This is a genomic window from uncultured Azohydromonas sp., from assembly GCF_937926365.1.
Lineage (GTDB): Bacteria > Pseudomonadota > Gammaproteobacteria > Burkholderiales > Burkholderiaceae_C > Azohydromonas.
On record NZ_CALAOH010000168.1, the window covers coordinates 1 to 14,672 of the forward strand.

Genomic DNA, 14,672 nt, shown 5'->3' on the forward strand with positions numbered 1-14,672 from the left:
GCCGGCGCGGGCGGCGCGGCCGGCTTCGGCGGCGGCGTGGGCAGCGACGGCACCGGCTATGGCGGCGGCGGGGGCTCGGGCTACGGCGGCGCGATCTTCGTGCGCAGCGGCGGCACGCTGACCCTCAACGGCAACGTGCTGTTCCGCGACAACACGGCGCTCGCGGGCTCCAGCAACAACGGCGGCGAGTCGGGCCAGGCCGCGGGCGCGGACATCTTCATGATGAAGGGCTCCACCGTGCTGCTGGCCCCGGGGGCGGGCCACACGATCCGCATCGAGGGCGGCATCGCCGACGACAGCAACGCCAGCATCGCCGGCAGCTACGCCCCGGGTGCCGGCGCCGACCTGCACATCGGCGGCGGCGGCCTGGTGCAGCTCGCCGGCACCAACACCTACTCCGGCAAGACCTACATCGAGGGCGCCACCACCGAGGTGACGCTGGGCCAGGGCATCCACCCGGCCAGCAGCGTCGTCTTCGCCGGCACCGGCGCCATCGGCACCCTGGCGCCGCACGCCAACGCGGGCGTGCTGCTGCTCGGCGAGAACGTCACGCAGCGCGCCGGCTCGGTCGTGCCCGGCCAGTTCATGTGGAACGGCGCCGGCGGCTTCGCCTCGGCCCGCAGCGACGGCATCACGCTCGACTTCGGCCGCACCGCCAACGGCGCCAACCAGCTGCTGCAGTGGGGCAGCAGCTACCTCGCCAACGGCTCCACGATGGTGTTCGGCTCCGAGTACGGCCAGGGCACCGTCACGCTGAAGAACAGCGTGAACCTGGGCGGCCTCACCGGCAACGTGGCGGCCTTCCACAACGCGGCCCTTGACGCCGCGCACGCCACGCCCATCGCGGGCCTCAACGCCGACGCGGTGTACCTGCGCGGCACCTGGACCAACGGCAGCCTGCGCGTCGGCAGCGCCGGCTACGGCGGCGCCGTCTACATGACCGCCCAGAACGCGCTGGCTTCGCTGGAGGTCAATAGCGGCCTGGTCAGCACGCTGGCCGCCGACGGCTCCGGCATCGGCCGGCTGATGCGCACCACGGGCCCCAGCAGCGTCGCCGTCAACGGCGGCGCGCTGATCCTGGGCGGTGCCGAGCAGGCCACGGCGGTCAACGTCGCCGCGACGGGCCAGCTCGTCGCCATGGGCGCCCTGGACGCCGGCACGGTGGACAACAGCGGCGCCACGTCCTTCCTGGGCGCCACCAGCGTCAGCACCCTGCTCAACCGCGGTGGCGCGGGCCTGAACGTCTCGGGCGCCACCACGGCCGGCACCATCACCAATGAAACGGGCGCGCTGCTGCTGCAGCGGGAGTCCGTGCAGGCCGGCGGCGTCGTCAACCAAGGCGACTGGAGCGTCGAGGGCGCGCGCACGCTCACGACCGGCACCCTGGCCGGCCAGGGCAGCTTCGCCATGGCCGAAGCCGGCGACGCCCTGACCCTCGACCAGAGCGGCGTGTCTCTCTTCGCCGGCCAGTTCACCGGCGAGGGCAGTCTCACCAAGGCCGGCTCGGGCGTGCTGCTCCTCTCCGGTGCCAGCACCCACACCGGCGGCACCACCGTGGCGGCGGGCACGCTCGACACCAGCGCCGGCGGCACCCTGGCCGACACGGGCGCCGTGACCGTCAATGCCGGCGCCCTCCTCGTCGCCGGCACCGAAGACACCATCGGCACGCTGTCCAACGCCGGCACGACGCTCGTCAACGCCGCGCTCGCCAGCACCGGCGACGTGAGCAACAGCGGCCTGATGGTCCTGGGCGCCAACGTCTCGGCGGCGGGCACGCTCGGCAACGCCGACGGCGCCTTGCTCGACCAGCTGGCCGACGTCACCGCCGGCTCGGTGAGCAACAGCGGCCAGCTCAACGTGCTGGGTGCGCGCACCATCACCGCCACCAGCGGCGGCTTCGGCGGCGAGGCCAGCGGCCTCGTGTCGATGGCCGGCGCGGACGACCACCTCGTCATCGACCAGGCCGGCGGCTCCAGCTACGCCGGCCGCATCGACGGCCAGGGCGCGCTGGTCAAGACCGGCGCCGGCACGCTGGGCCTCACCGGCGCCAACGGCTTCACCGGCGGCCTGACCGTGGCCGCGGGCACCGTGGACACCACCGGCGGCGGCACCCTGGCCGACACCGGCGCGGTGACCGTGGCCGCGGGCGCGTCCTTCGTCGCCGGCACGGCTGACACCGTCGGCACGGTGGACAACGCCGGCACGCTGAGCGTCAACGCGGCCCAGGCCGTGGCCTCGCTGTCCAACACGGGCACCGCCCACGTCAACGCCGCCCTCACCAGCGCCGGCACGGTGGACAACGCCGCCACCGGCGTGGTGAACCTCGCGGCCGACGTCACCGCCGCCTCCACGGTGACCAACCTGGGGCAGCTCAACGTCAGCGGCCAGCGCACCATCGCCAGCGCCGGCTTCCAGGGCAGCGGCCACGCCGCCATGCTCCAGGACGCCAACCTCACGGTGCGGCAGGACGCCGACTCGCTCTACTCGGGCGTCATCTCCGGCGCGGGCGCGCTGTCCAAGACCGGCAGCGGCACCCTGAACCTCAGCGGCGCCAACACCTACGCCGGCGGCACCCACGTGCTGGCCGGCACGGTGGACACCACCGGCGGCGGCACCCTGGCCGACACCGGCTCGGTGAACGTCGCCGCCGGCGCCACCTTCGTCGCCGGCACCGCCGACACCATCGGCGCCGTGGCCAACGCCGGCACGCTGCGCGTCAACGCGGCGCAGACCGTGGCGTCCCTGGACAACACCGCCACCGGCACGGCCCACCTCGACGCCGCCGTGACCAGCGCGGGCGACATGACCAACGCCGGCACGACCCACCTCAACGCCGACCTGACCAGCGGCGGCACGGTGGCCAACACCGCGGACGGCCTCCTCAACCAGGCCGCCGACATCACGGCCCTGGCGGTGGCCAACGACGGCACGATCGGCGTCAGCGGCCAGCGCACCATCGCCACCCTGGGCTTCGGCGGCGCCGACAGCGGCCGCGTGCTGTTGGCCGGCACGGCCGACCGGCTGACCATCGACCAGCTCGGCGGTTCGACCTACGCCGGCCAGGTCAACGGCCAGGGCGCCCTGGTCAAGAGCGGGGTGGGCACCCTGCGGCTCACCGGCGCCAACGGCTTCACCGGCGGCCTGACCGTGGCCGCGGGCACCGTGGACACCACCGGCGGCGGCACCCTGGCCGACACCGGCGCGGTGACCGTGGCCGCGGGCGCGTCCTTCGTCGCCGGCACCGCCGACACCATCGGCGCCGTGAGCAACAGCGGCAACCTGGTCGTCAACGCGGCGCAGACCGTCGCCACGCTGAGCAACCAGGCCGGCGGCGTCAGCAGCCTCAACGCCCAGCTCGCCAGCGCCGGCACGGTGGACAACGCCGAGGGCGGCGTGATCCACCAGGCGGCCGACATCGCCGCGGCCTCGACCGTGACCAACCAGGGCCAGCTCAACGTCAGCGGCCAGCGCGTCATCGACAGCGCCGGCTTCCAGGGCTCGGGCCGCGTCGCCATCGACGCGGGCTCGCGCCTGACGGTGCGGCAGACGGCCGACTCCACCTACGCCGGCGTGATCTCCGGCGCCGGCGCCCTGGCCAAGACGCAGACCGGCACGCTGGCGCTCACCGGCGCCAACACCTTCCTGGGCGGCACCACCGTCCAGGCCGGCACGCTCGACACCACCGGCGGCGGCACCCTGGCCGACACCGGCAGCCTGAGCATCGACGCCGGCGCCACCTTCCGCGCCGGCACGGCCGACACCATCGGCGCCGTCGCCAACAGCGGCAGCTTCGTGGCCGACGCCGCGCAGAACGTCGCCTCGCTGGCCAACCACGCCGGCGGCACGGCGCTGCTCAACGCCCGGCTCGACAGCGCCGGGGCGGTGGACAACGCCGACGGCGGCGTGATCCGCCAGGCGGCCGACATCACGGCCGCTGCCGTGGACAACAGCGGCACGCTCGACGTGCTGGGCCAGCGCCGCATCGCCACGGCCGGCTTCACCGGCGAGGCCGGCGGCCGCGTCGTGCTCGCCGGCGCCGGTGACCAGCTCACGCTGGACCAGTCGGGCCACTCGACCTTCGCCGGCCAGATCGGTGGCCAGGGCAGCTTCGCCAAGACCGGCGCGGGCACGCTCGCGCTCTCCGGCGCCAGCGGCCACACCGGCGCGATGTCGGTCCAGGCCGGCACCGTGGTGCTCTCGGGCAGCACGGCCAGCCGCGACGTGAACGTGGCCGCCGGTGCGCAACTGGCCGTCATCCAAGGCGGCCTGGCGTCCAACGCCACGCTGAGCAACGCCGGCACGCTGAACCTGGCCTCCGACGACACCGTCGCGGCCTTCGTCAACAGCGGCACCGTGGACGGCAGCGGCAAGCTCACCGCGGCCACCTACGCGCTCAACGACGGCAGCGTCGTCAATGCCAAGCTCGGCGCCGGCACGCTGACCACCCACGGCAGGGTGCTGCTCAACGGCACCAGCGACGCGGGCACGGTCCAGGTCACCGACGACAGCACGCTCACGCTGGGCGGGCCGCAGCGCCTGTCGCTGCAGGCGGCCGTGACGGTGGACGGCCAGCTGGTGCTGGCCCACGGCGACCAGACCATCCGCACCCTCGACGGCAACGGCCGCGTGGACATGAACGCCTACCACCTGGTGGTCAGCAACGGCGGCGACTTCAGCGGCGTGCTCAACAGCACCCAGGGGTCCAGCCTGTCCACCGGCGGCGGCAGCCTGCGCCTGAGCGGCGCCAGCAACGTCAACACCCAGGCCCTGCAGCTGAGCAACGGCAGCTCCATGACGCTGGACGCCGGCGCCCGGCTCAGCACCGGCGCGGCCGTGGTGGACGCGGACAGCACGCTGCACCTGGCGGACTCGCGGAACCTGCAGTACGCGACGCTGGGCGGCGGCGGCACGGTGGACGCCGCGTCGTTCAGCAACGCCGCGGGGGCCAAGGTCGGCGGCTCGCTGACCTTCACCGGCGACTTCAGCAACCAGGGCACGCTGGCTCCGGGCTACTCGCCTGGCACGGTGACGATCCTGGGCAGCTACACCGAGAACAGCGCGCTGGAGCTGGAGTTGGCCGGCACCACTCCCGACACGCAGCACGACCAGGTGCGCGTGGGCGGCAGCGTCACGGTGGCGCCGGCAGCAGCGCTCACGTTCCGCACCTGGAATGGCGTCGCGCCGGTCCTGGGCGACGTGTACCAGGTGATCGCCGACACCAACGGCAACGCCAAGCGCGTCAACGGCAGCTTCGGCGACGTGCTGTTCGACGCTGACGGTGTCGAGGGCACCGGCGTGGCCGCGCGCAACGCCGCCGTGGTGTTCGACCTCGCCACCGGCCAGGCCATCGCCACGGGGCTCAATGCCGCGGGCAGCACCTTCGCCGACCTGGGCCTCACCCGGAGCCAGCGCGACGCGGCGCAGGCGCTGTTCGCCCGTGCCACCTCGGTGGGCGTCAACCAGATCGACACCGCCGCAGGCGGTGCCGAGAACGTCGGCCGCAATGCCGCCGAGGTGCTCACCACCCGCGACGGCATCGCCAAGATGACGCCCGAGTACTACGGCGCCATGGCTGACTACGGCTTCAGCGCCGCGACGTCGATGTCGCGCCTGCTGGTCAAGCGCGCCGCCGCCGAGTTCGGCGAGGGCGTGCGCGGCCGCGGCCAGTTCTTCGCCTCGGCGCAGACCGACAGCGTGCGCCAGGCCGACGCGGCCAAGCTGCACCGCAACGAGATGCTCATCGGCACCGAGTTCGCGCTCAACCGCTCGGTGGAGATCGGCGGCGTGCTGGCCAGCAGCAACGGCGGCCTCAGCGGCGACCACGGCCGTGGCGACGTCAAGGGCGAGGCTTTCCGCCTCTACGCCAAGGGCCGCGTGAGCGACAAGCTGGCCGTGCTGGGCGGCATCGGCCACGGCAGCTACCGCTACAAGCTCAAGCGCGACGCGGTCTCCGGCGAGGCCACGGGCGAGACCCGCGGCAGCGCCACCAACGTCAGCCTGGGCCTGGCCTGGGACGCATACCGGACCAGCGGCTTCGCCGTGACGCCCTACGCCAACCTGGACCACGGCCGCTTCAGCAGCGACGGCTTCACCGAGGCCGGCTCCAGCCACAGCCTGGTATTGGGCGACTACAGCACCAGCCGCACCACGCTGACGCTGGGCAGCGCCTTCGAGTGGCAGCACGTGGTGGCGGGCAAGCCCTTCACGCTGGCCGCGCACGCCGCGCTGCAAAGCGTGCTGGGCGAAGGCAACCGCGTGCAGACGGCCAGCCTGGGCATCGACAATGCGGTGCAGTTCCCGCTGACCTACGACAGCCGCAAGCGCACGCTGGCCCTGTTCGGCGTGGGCGGCACGATCCGCCTGAGCCAGGCCGTGACGGCCAGCGCCAGCCTCGACAGCGCGCTGTCGGGCTACAAGGACGGCAGCGCCAAGGTCCAGCTCAACGTGGCCTTCTGAACCCGGACGGCCGGCTGGTCCCGCGGGGCCGGGCCGGCCCATCCCTGAAACACAACGGCGGTGGCACTCGCGTGCCACCGCCGTTTTTCTTTGCAGGGCGCGAAGCGCGGCGCCCTCGCCCGCCCGCGTCAACCGCCGCCGCGCTGCGTGTAGAGGTCGAAGCGGCGCATGAAGCGCAGCCGCCCCATCTCGTCCACGCCCTCGAAGGCGAAGCGCAGGCTCAGCCGCGGCACGCTCAGCAGCGCGATGCGCCGCGGCGGCAGCGCCTCCCAGCGCAGGCTCAGCCGCCCGCCCCCGTCGAGCGCGATGTCCGCGCCGTCGGCGCGCTGCCGCACCGGGTGCGGCGCGGCGGCGCCGGGAAGCCAGTGCGCCAGCTCGGCGGCGGTGCAGCCCATTTCCCGCTCGAACTCGGCGGGGCACTGCAGCAACTGCACGGGCTTCAGCCGCCTGCGATCGGCGGCCAGATGGCCAGCACGTCGCCTTCGACCAGCGCGCGCGTGGCGCGCGCTTCGGGCGGCACGAAGCTGCCGTTGACCAGCACCAGGTGCACCAGCTTCATCGGCAGGCCGTAGGGCTCCACGGCCTGCGCGATGGTGCTGCCCTCGGGCAGGTCGAGCTGCACCGCGTTGCCGCGGCGCGCCTCGGCCGGCAGGTACTCGGTGAGGCTGGCGTAGAGCTTGAAGGTGATGCGCATGGGTCGTGATGTTGCCCGCGGCCTTGGCGACCCGGCGCTCAATACGGCTGCTGCTTGCCCAGCCCGCGGGCTTCCTGCGCCTGGGCGCAGGCCAGGTAGGCGGGCATCAGCTGCGTGGGGTCGTCGATCAGGCGCTGCTTCCACTCGGGCGTGAGCTTGACCCGCCCTTCGACCAGGCCGCGCATGGCGCCCACGTGCTGCGTCCAGCCCACGCTGTTGCAGCCCACGAGCAGGTCGCCGTCGAACTGCAGGCTCAGCGCCTTGCCGGCCCCCTGGTCCACGAGCTCGGCGCTCTGGCCGCCGGGCACGCCCTGCCAGTTGCCGAAGCTGGTGGAGATCAGCCCCAGCGTGTCGAGCACGTTGATCTGCGTGACGCCGCCCAGCACCGCGCGCTGGCCCACCATGTTCAGCGCCGCCACGCGCGCCTGCTCCGCCGCGTTGGGCTGGATGGCGCTGACGATGGTGCGGCCGCTGACGATGTCGAAGGCCTCGGCGCAGTCGCCCGCGGCATAGACGCCGGGCACGCTGGTCTGCAGGTGCTCGTCGGTGAGCACGCCCTGCAGGCAGCGCACGCCGCTGCCCCACAGGAAGCCGATGTTGGGCCGCACGCCGGTGGCGCTGATGACCAGGTCCGCCGCCAGCACGTCGCCGCTGGACAGTTTCACGCGCAACTCGTTGCCCACGGGCTCGATGGCCTGCACGCGCGCGCCGGTGTGCACGTCCACGCCCTTGGACTGCACCCACTGGCGAATCATGCCGCCGGCGGTGGGGCCCATCATGCGCGGCACCATGCGGTCGCCCGTCTCCACCACGCTGAGCTTCACGCCGCGCAGCGCCAGGGCTTCCATGATGATGCAACCGATGAAGCCCGCGCCCACCTGCACCACGCGCGCGCCGGGCTGGGCCCGCGCGGCGATGGCGCGCGCATCGTCCAGCGTCCAGCAGGTGTGCACGCCGGGGCTGTTGATGCCGGGAATGGGCGGCTGCACCGGGCTGGAGCCGGTGGCGATGAGCAGCCGGTCGTACTCGATCTCGCTGTCGTCGCTGAAGAAGACCTTGCGCGCCTTGGTGTCCACGGCCAGCGCGCGCACGCCGCGCTTGAGGTCGATGCGCAGCCGCTCGTAGTGGTCGGGACTGTGGCGCAGGTGCGTGCCGGGCTCGCCGACGCGCCCGACCAGCAGGTACGGAATCGCCATGCGCGAGTACGGCGGCTCGACCTCGTCGCCGACGATGAGGATGCGGTCCCGCGGCGCGTGCTTGCGGATGGTTTCGGCCGCAATGACGCCGGCCGGGCCGGCGCCGAGGATCAGGTGAGTCAACATGGAAACAGCTCCAAAAAAGAAGGCGGTCCATGGACCGCCTTTCTCTTCCTACTGACTCGCCAGTGAAGTAGTTCCGTTCGCCCTGAGGTATCGAAGGGTCAGTGCGAACGGGTCACTTCACAGACGAAAGACATCGGAATTACAGGCCCAGGCGCTCCCGGGTGTCGGGCTTGAGGCGGCCCTCGGCGTCCCAGCCCCGGATCTCGTAGTACTTGGGCAGCATCTCGGGCAGCTTGTTGACCAGGCCCTTGGCCGGGCCGGTCTTGGCCGGCTCGGTCAGCAGCCGCTTGGGCAGCGTGTCGTCCTTGGCGGTGAAGCCGGCGCGGTTGTTGAAGTCGCGCTCCATGTTCCAGATGCGCTCGCCGATCTCGTTCATCTTCTCCAGCGTGAACTCCTCGCCGCAGGCGGCCGCGACCTGCGGCTGCACGTCGGCCAGCGTCCAGGCGAAGCTGGTGAAGATGCAGATGCCCGCGGCGTCGAAGGCGGCGGTGGCGTCCTGGAAGGCCTTGACCAGCTCGGGCTTGCCCTCGGCGGTCAGCGGGTCGGTCTTGACCGGGATGCCCAGCACTTCCGACGCCACGGTGTACGAGCGCAGGTGGCACGCGCCGCGGTTGCTGGTCGCGTAGGTCAGGCCCATGCCCTGGATGCCGCGGCTGTCGTAGGCCGGGAACTCCTGGCCCTTGACGCTCATGCTCAGGTCGGGGTGGCCGTACTTGGCGGTCAGCCGCGCCGAGCCCAGGCCGATCTCCTTGCCGAAGCCGATGCCCTTGGCCGTCATCTCCGCGAGCTCGCACAGCGCCTTGGCCGAGCCGAAGGGGGCCTCGGTGCCGATCTGCTCGGCGGTGAGCACGCCCATCTCGTACAGCTCCATCACCGCGCCGATGGTGGCGCCGAAGCTGATGGGGTCCATGCCCTGCTCGTTGCACAGCAGGTTGGCGTACTGCAGCGCCTCCAGGTCGTTGACGCCGTTGGCCGCGCCCAGGGCCCAGGCCGCCTCGTACTCCAGGCCGCCAGAAGCGCCCCAGTACTGCGGCTTGTTCTGCACCGAGAAGTGGGTCTCGTCGATCTTGGAGATGCGCCCGCAAGCGATGGTGCAGCCGAAGCAGGCCTGGTTGGTCACCAGGTGCTTCTTGCCGTCGGTGGCGCGCGGGGCGGCCATGGCCTCGGCCGAGATGTCCTTGGCGCCGTCGAACTGCACGTCGCGGTGGTTGCGCGTGGGCAGCGCGCCGATCTCGTTGATGACGTTCATCAGCACCTGCGTGCCGTAGGTCGGCAGGCCCTGGCCCGTCACGGCGTTGTCGGCCAGCACCTTCTTCTTCTCGAAGGTGACCTTCATGAACTCCTTGGGGTTGGCCACGTTGCCCACGCCCAGGGTGCCGCGCACGGCCACGGCCTTGAGGTTCTTGCTGCCCATCACGGCGCCCACGCCCGAGCGGCCGGCGGCGCGGTGCAGGTCGTTGACGACGGCGGAGAACAGCACCCCGTTCTCGCCGGCCAGGCCGATGGTGCTGATGCGCAGCAGCGGGTCCTGGTGCAGCTTCTTGAGCGTCTCCTCGGTTTCCCAGACGCTGTGGCCCCACAGGTGGCTGGCATCGCGCAGCTCGGCCTGGTCGTTCTCGACGTAGAGGTACACGGGCTTCGGGGACGCGCCCTCGAAGATGATCATGTCCCAGCCCGCGAACTTGAGCTCCGAACCCCAGTAGCCGCCGGAGTTGGAGCAGGCGATGGCGCCGGTGAGCGGACCCTTGGTGATGACGGTGTAGCGCCCGCCGGTGGAGGCCATGGTGCCGGTCAGCGGACCCGTGGCCCAGATGATCTTGTTGTCGGCCGACAGCGGATCGACCTTGGCATCGACTTCCTCGACGAAGTACTTGGTGCCCAGACCGCGCGAGCCGAGGTACTCGCGCGCCCATTTCATGTTCAGCGGCTCGGACTTGACGGTGCCGTCCGTGAGGTTGACGCGAAGGATTTTTCCTGCCCAGGACATGTGCTGCTCCTCAGATCTGTGGTGTCAGGCGGCGGCGGCCGGGTTGCCGAGCTTCTCGGCCCAGGCGGCCATCTTTCCGAGGCCGGTCCAGTTGGCGTCCACGTAGGTGATGGCGCCGGTGGGGCAGGCGGTGGCGCAGGCCGGGTCGCCGCCGCAGAGGTCGCACTTCTGGACCTTGCCCGTCTCCTGCACGTAGTTGATGGTGCCGAAGGGGCAGCTGATGGTGCACACCTTGCAGCCCACGCAGGTCGTCTCGTTCACAACCTTGGCGCCGGTGAGCGCGTCGATGGTGATGGCCTCCACCGGGCAGGCATGCAGGCACCAGGCCTCGTCGCACTGCGTGCAGGTGTAGGGCACCTTGCGCCCGGTGTGATGGAAATCGAACACCTTGATGCGCGACTTGGCCGGCGCGAAGGTGGCGTAGTTCTCGAAGCTGCACGCCATCTCGCACTGGAGACAGCCGGTGCACTTGTCCGGGTTGATGTGAAGCGACTTCTGCATGGCTTTTCCCTTCAGTCGGACCCCGTTCCCCGGCGCGCCGGCGCCATCCCCGCGGTCCCTATGCACTGCACTGCCTATGTTGGAGGCCAAAAAAATCGTCCGGCTCTCCCGCGCGCTCAGGAGCGCGCCAGCCGGACGCCAGGGGCCCGCGGACCCCTATGCACTTGCATACCTATGTTGATTGCGCAAGAGGCCCACGCCTACATGGGTGAAACCCCAGAAGGCGCAGGCCCATTGCTCCAGATTGCTACACCGGCCGCCAGGTGACGTTGTGCCGGTCGAACATCGCTGCCAGGCGGCCGTCCTTGGCGATGTCGTTGAGGGCGCCCTGCAGCGCCTGCGCGAGCTCGGTGGCGTCCTTCTTCACCGCCATGCCCACGGCCCAGCCGTCGCGCGGCGCGCGCGGGCTGGGCAGCGGCTCGATGGCGATGCCGCTCTGGCCGCGCAGCACGCTCTGCAGCTCGGACAGGTTGCCCGCGGCCACCGGCACCTCGCCGTTCTTGAGCGCATGGGCGGCCTGGACGCCGTCCTTGAAGGTCGTCACCAGCTGCTCGCGGTAGGCGCCGCCCTCGGCGCCGATGAGCAGCCAGCCCGCCAGGGACAGTCCCGGCACCGCCACGCGCGCCTTGCCCAGCTGCGACAGGCTTTCCAGCGCGGGCACCGCGTCCAGCCGCCGGGCCACGGCCACGCGCTCGCGCCAGTAGGGGCCGAAGATGTTGACCTGCGGGTTCTCCTCGATCAGCGGCCGGTCCACCGGCACGTGCAGCAGCACGTCGGCGGGGCCGTAGCCCAGGTAGTGGCCCTTCCAGACCATGTTGCGCAGGTCGTCGCTCATGGACTCGTCGGCCGGGAACGGCAGCACCGACAGCTTCACGCCCAGCGCCTGCGCCAGCGCGCCGGCGAGCTCGGCGTCGATGCCCTTGCCCTGGTCGTGGAACGGCAGGAATTCGTTGTAGAGCGCCACGCTCAGCGAGCCGCGCTCCTTGATCTTCTCCAGCGGCGTGGCCGACAGCGTCAGCGGCAGCCCCAGCGCCGCCGCGCCGGCGCCGGCCAGCACGCCCAGCATCGAGCGGCGCTTCATGGTGAGGGGCAGGCGGTCCATCACAGCGGCTTCTCGCGGCGGGTTTCCAGGTAGGCCTTGATCGACCAGATCGCCTCCTGGTTCAGCGTGCCCTCGAAGGGCGGCATGTACACGGCGCCGTTGCGGGTGCGGCCGCGGCGCACGGTGTTGAGGAAGTAGTCGTCCACGTCCTTCACGCAGGCCGCCTTCTTGTTCTCGATCTTCTGCGTGGCGCACTCGTTGTCGAGCTTGCGCAGGTCCGGCGCGATGCCGCCGGAGATGGCCTCCAGGCCGTGGCAGCGGGCGCAGTTCTGGTTGTAGGCCGAGGAGCCGATCTTGATGGCCGTGTCGTTGCCGCGGAACGGGTTCTGGTCGCGCCAGTCGTCGCCCAGCGACGGCAGCTCCTTGGTGTCAACGGCCTGCGGCGTGACGTCGCCATGGGCCACGGCGGCACCAGCCAGCATCACGCCGGCCAGCAGCGCCAGCAGGCGCAAGGGAAAACGGAGTGCGGAACGCGCGGGCATGGTTGTCTCCTGAGTTGTGACATCGAACGGGCCGGACTTTTGCAAGGCCTATGCCACGAAAGCCAAAACGTGGGTTTTGGCATTCAGGAAACGGTAAGGATGCGGGTAAGCCGGGTGGACAGTGCCCGGGGATTGCTACAGCATTGCGCCCGCGTTCGAGCATTTGCTCAAGAATGAAACAATGTTGCAGCCACTTGGGACACAGGCCCGCGGTGGCGCAGCCCCATGAACGGACGTGCCGGGAAGGCACGCCATGGAGACGAAGCACCCATGTCGATCCACCGCAGCAGCATTGCGGCGCCGGCCGAAGGCACGGCGGCCCATATCGACCTGATCAAGCAGTCGCACGAGCGCTGCGCCGCGCTGGGCCTCACGCGTATCGAGCGCCCGGACTACGAGCCGCTCATGCGCAGCGACCTCAACGACGCGCGCGAGCGCAACCGCAAGCTCTTCACGCATGCGGCGCCGGTGATGGAACTGCTGCTGGAACAGATCGCGGGCACGCAGAGCATGATCGTGCTGTGCGACGCGCACGGCACCATCCTGCACAGCGTCGGCGACGAGGAGTTCGTCACGCGCGCGGGCAAGGTGGCGCTGTCGCCGGGCGTGAACTGGGCCGAGCACTCCAAGGGCACCAACGCCATCGGCACGGCGCTGTTCGCCGAGCGGCCCACCCTCGTGCATGCCGACGAGCACTTCATGCACGCCAACCAGTTCCTCACCTGCTCGGCCGCGCCCATCTTCGACCCGCGCGGCAACATGCTGGGCGTGCTCGACGTCAGCGCCGACCAGCGCACCTACCACCAGCACACCATGGGGCTGGTGCGCATGTCGGCGCGCATGATCGAGAACCACTGGCTCAACGACCACTGCGCCAACCGGCTGCGGCTGCACTTCCACAGCCGCCCCGAGTTCATCGGCACGCTGCTCGAAGGCATCGTGGTGGTGGGCGCGGACGGCAAGCTCCTGGGCGCCAACCGCAGCGCGCTGGACCAGTTGGGCATCTCCGGCGTGGCGCTGCGCAACCAGACGCTGTCCTCGCTCTTCGGCACCACCGTCGCCGCCGTGGTGGACCACTTCCGCAGCCCGCTGGCGCTGCCCATGAAGCTGATGCTGCCCGACGGGCGCCAGTTCCTGGCCAACGCCCGCATGGACTGGGCGTCGCTGGCCTTTGCCGCCGTGCCGGCCGGCGCGCCGGCGCTGGAGATCCCCCCCTCGGCGCCGCCGGCCGCAACCGCGCAGGGTCCGGCACCCCAGGCGGCACCGCTTGCGGACGCAACCACCCCCGCGCCCGGCACGCTGCCCACGGGCCTGGCCTACCTGCAGACCGGCGATCCGCAGATCGAGGCCGTGGTGCAGAAGGCGCGGCGCATCATCAACCGCGACATCCCGCTGCTGATCCTGGGCGAGACCGGCACCGGCAAGGAGCTGCTCGCGCACGCGGTGCACCAGGAGTCCAACCGCGCCAAGCAGCCCTTCGTGGCCGTCAACTGCGCCAGCATCCCCGAGTCGCTGATCGAGGCCGAGCTCTTCGGCTACGAGGAAGGCGCCTTCACCGGCGCGCGGCGCAAGGGCGCCACCGGCCGCATCGTGCAAGCCAACGGCGGCACGCTGTTCCTCGACGAGATCGGCGACATGCCGCTGCCGCTGCAGGCACGGCTGCTGCGCGTGCTGCAGGAGCGCTGCGTCACGCCGCTGGGCAGCGGCAAGTCCATCGCGGTGGACATCGCCGTCATCGGCGCCACGCACCGCAACCTGCGCGAGATGATCCAGCGCGGCGAGTTCCGCGAGGACCTGTACTACCGCCTCAACGGCCTGGTGCTGCGGCTGCCGCCGCTGCGCGAGCGCAGCGACCTGCCGCTGGTGGCGCAGCGCATCCTGGCCAACGAATGCCCGCAGGGCGCGCCGCGCATCAGTGCCGAGGTGATGGCACTGTTCCAGCGCTGCGACTGGCCGGGCAACATCCGCCAGCTCGCCAACGTGCTGCGCACCGCCGCCGTCATGGCCGCCGGCGAGCCGCAGATCACGCAGGCCCACCTCTCGGACGACTTCCTGGAAGACGTGCGCCGGCTGGCCCAGCAGCAGGCCGCGGCGGCCCACGCCGCCATGGCCCAGGCGCAGGCCGCCG

The 14,672-nt window shown here is 71.5% G+C and carries 9 protein-coding genes; 2 read left to right on the plus strand and 7 right to left on the minus strand.

What is annotated here, in order from left to right; genetic code table 11:
* A partial coding sequence (locus Q0741_RS17585) for an autotransporter-associated beta strand repeat-containing protein (RefSeq protein WP_298234493.1) occupies positions 1-6,456 on the plus strand: 6,456 nt, incomplete at its 5' end.
* A gap of 128 nt (positions 6,457-6,584) precedes the next feature.
* On the opposite strand, the gene Q0741_RS17590 is transcribed toward Q0741_RS17585, so the two are convergent.
* The 7 genes from Q0741_RS17590 to pedF all read right to left on the minus strand — a co-directional run bounded on the left by Q0741_RS17590 (position 6,585) and on the right by pedF (position 12,544).
* Complete coding sequence (locus tag Q0741_RS17590) at positions 6,585-6,890, minus strand: hypothetical protein (protein WP_298234494.1); 306 nt, start codon at positions 6,888-6,890, stop codon at positions 6,585-6,587.
* Between the two features lie 5 nt (positions 6,891-6,895).
* Positions 6,896-7,150 carry a MoaD/ThiS family protein gene (locus tag Q0741_RS17595; RefSeq protein ID WP_298234495.1) on the minus strand — a complete coding sequence of 85 codons (255 nt, stop codon included), beginning with the start codon at positions 7,148-7,150 and terminating at the stop codon, positions 6,896-6,898.
* A gap of 38 nt (positions 7,151-7,188) precedes the next feature.
* Entirely contained in the window at positions 7,189-8,472 is a 1,284-nt protein-coding gene (locus Q0741_RS17600) for an FAD-dependent oxidoreductase (protein ID WP_298234496.1), read from the minus strand.
* Positions 8,473-8,611: 139 nt separating this feature from the next.
* On the minus strand, positions 8,612-10,459 hold the full coding sequence (locus Q0741_RS17605; protein ID WP_298234497.1) for an aldehyde ferredoxin oxidoreductase family protein: 1,848 nt from the start codon (positions 10,457-10,459) through the stop codon (positions 8,612-8,614).
* Positions 10,460-10,483: 24 nt separating this feature from the next.
* Positions 10,484-10,960, minus strand: coding sequence for a 4Fe-4S dicluster domain-containing protein (locus Q0741_RS17610; RefSeq protein ID WP_298234498.1), 477 nt, complete (start codon positions 10,958-10,960; stop codon positions 10,484-10,486).
* Positions 10,961-11,207: 247 nt separating this feature from the next.
* Complete coding sequence (locus tag Q0741_RS17615) at positions 11,208-12,062, minus strand: ABC transporter substrate-binding protein (protein ID WP_298234499.1); 855 nt, start codon at positions 12,060-12,062, stop codon at positions 11,208-11,210.
* Positions 12,062-12,544 (minus strand): cytochrome c-550 PedF, encoded by a 483-nt coding sequence (gene pedF / locus Q0741_RS17620; RefSeq protein ID WP_298234500.1) that lies wholly within the window; start codon positions 12,542-12,544, stop codon positions 12,062-12,064. The genes Q0741_RS17615 and pedF overlap by 1 nt, the downstream gene beginning before the upstream one ends.
* Before the next feature lie 270 nt (positions 12,545-12,814).
* Between pedF and Q0741_RS17625 the strand changes: the two genes are divergently transcribed.
* A partial coding sequence (locus tag Q0741_RS17625; RefSeq protein ID WP_298234501.1) for a sigma-54-dependent Fis family transcriptional regulator occupies positions 12,815-14,672 on the plus strand: 1,858 nt, incomplete at its 3' end.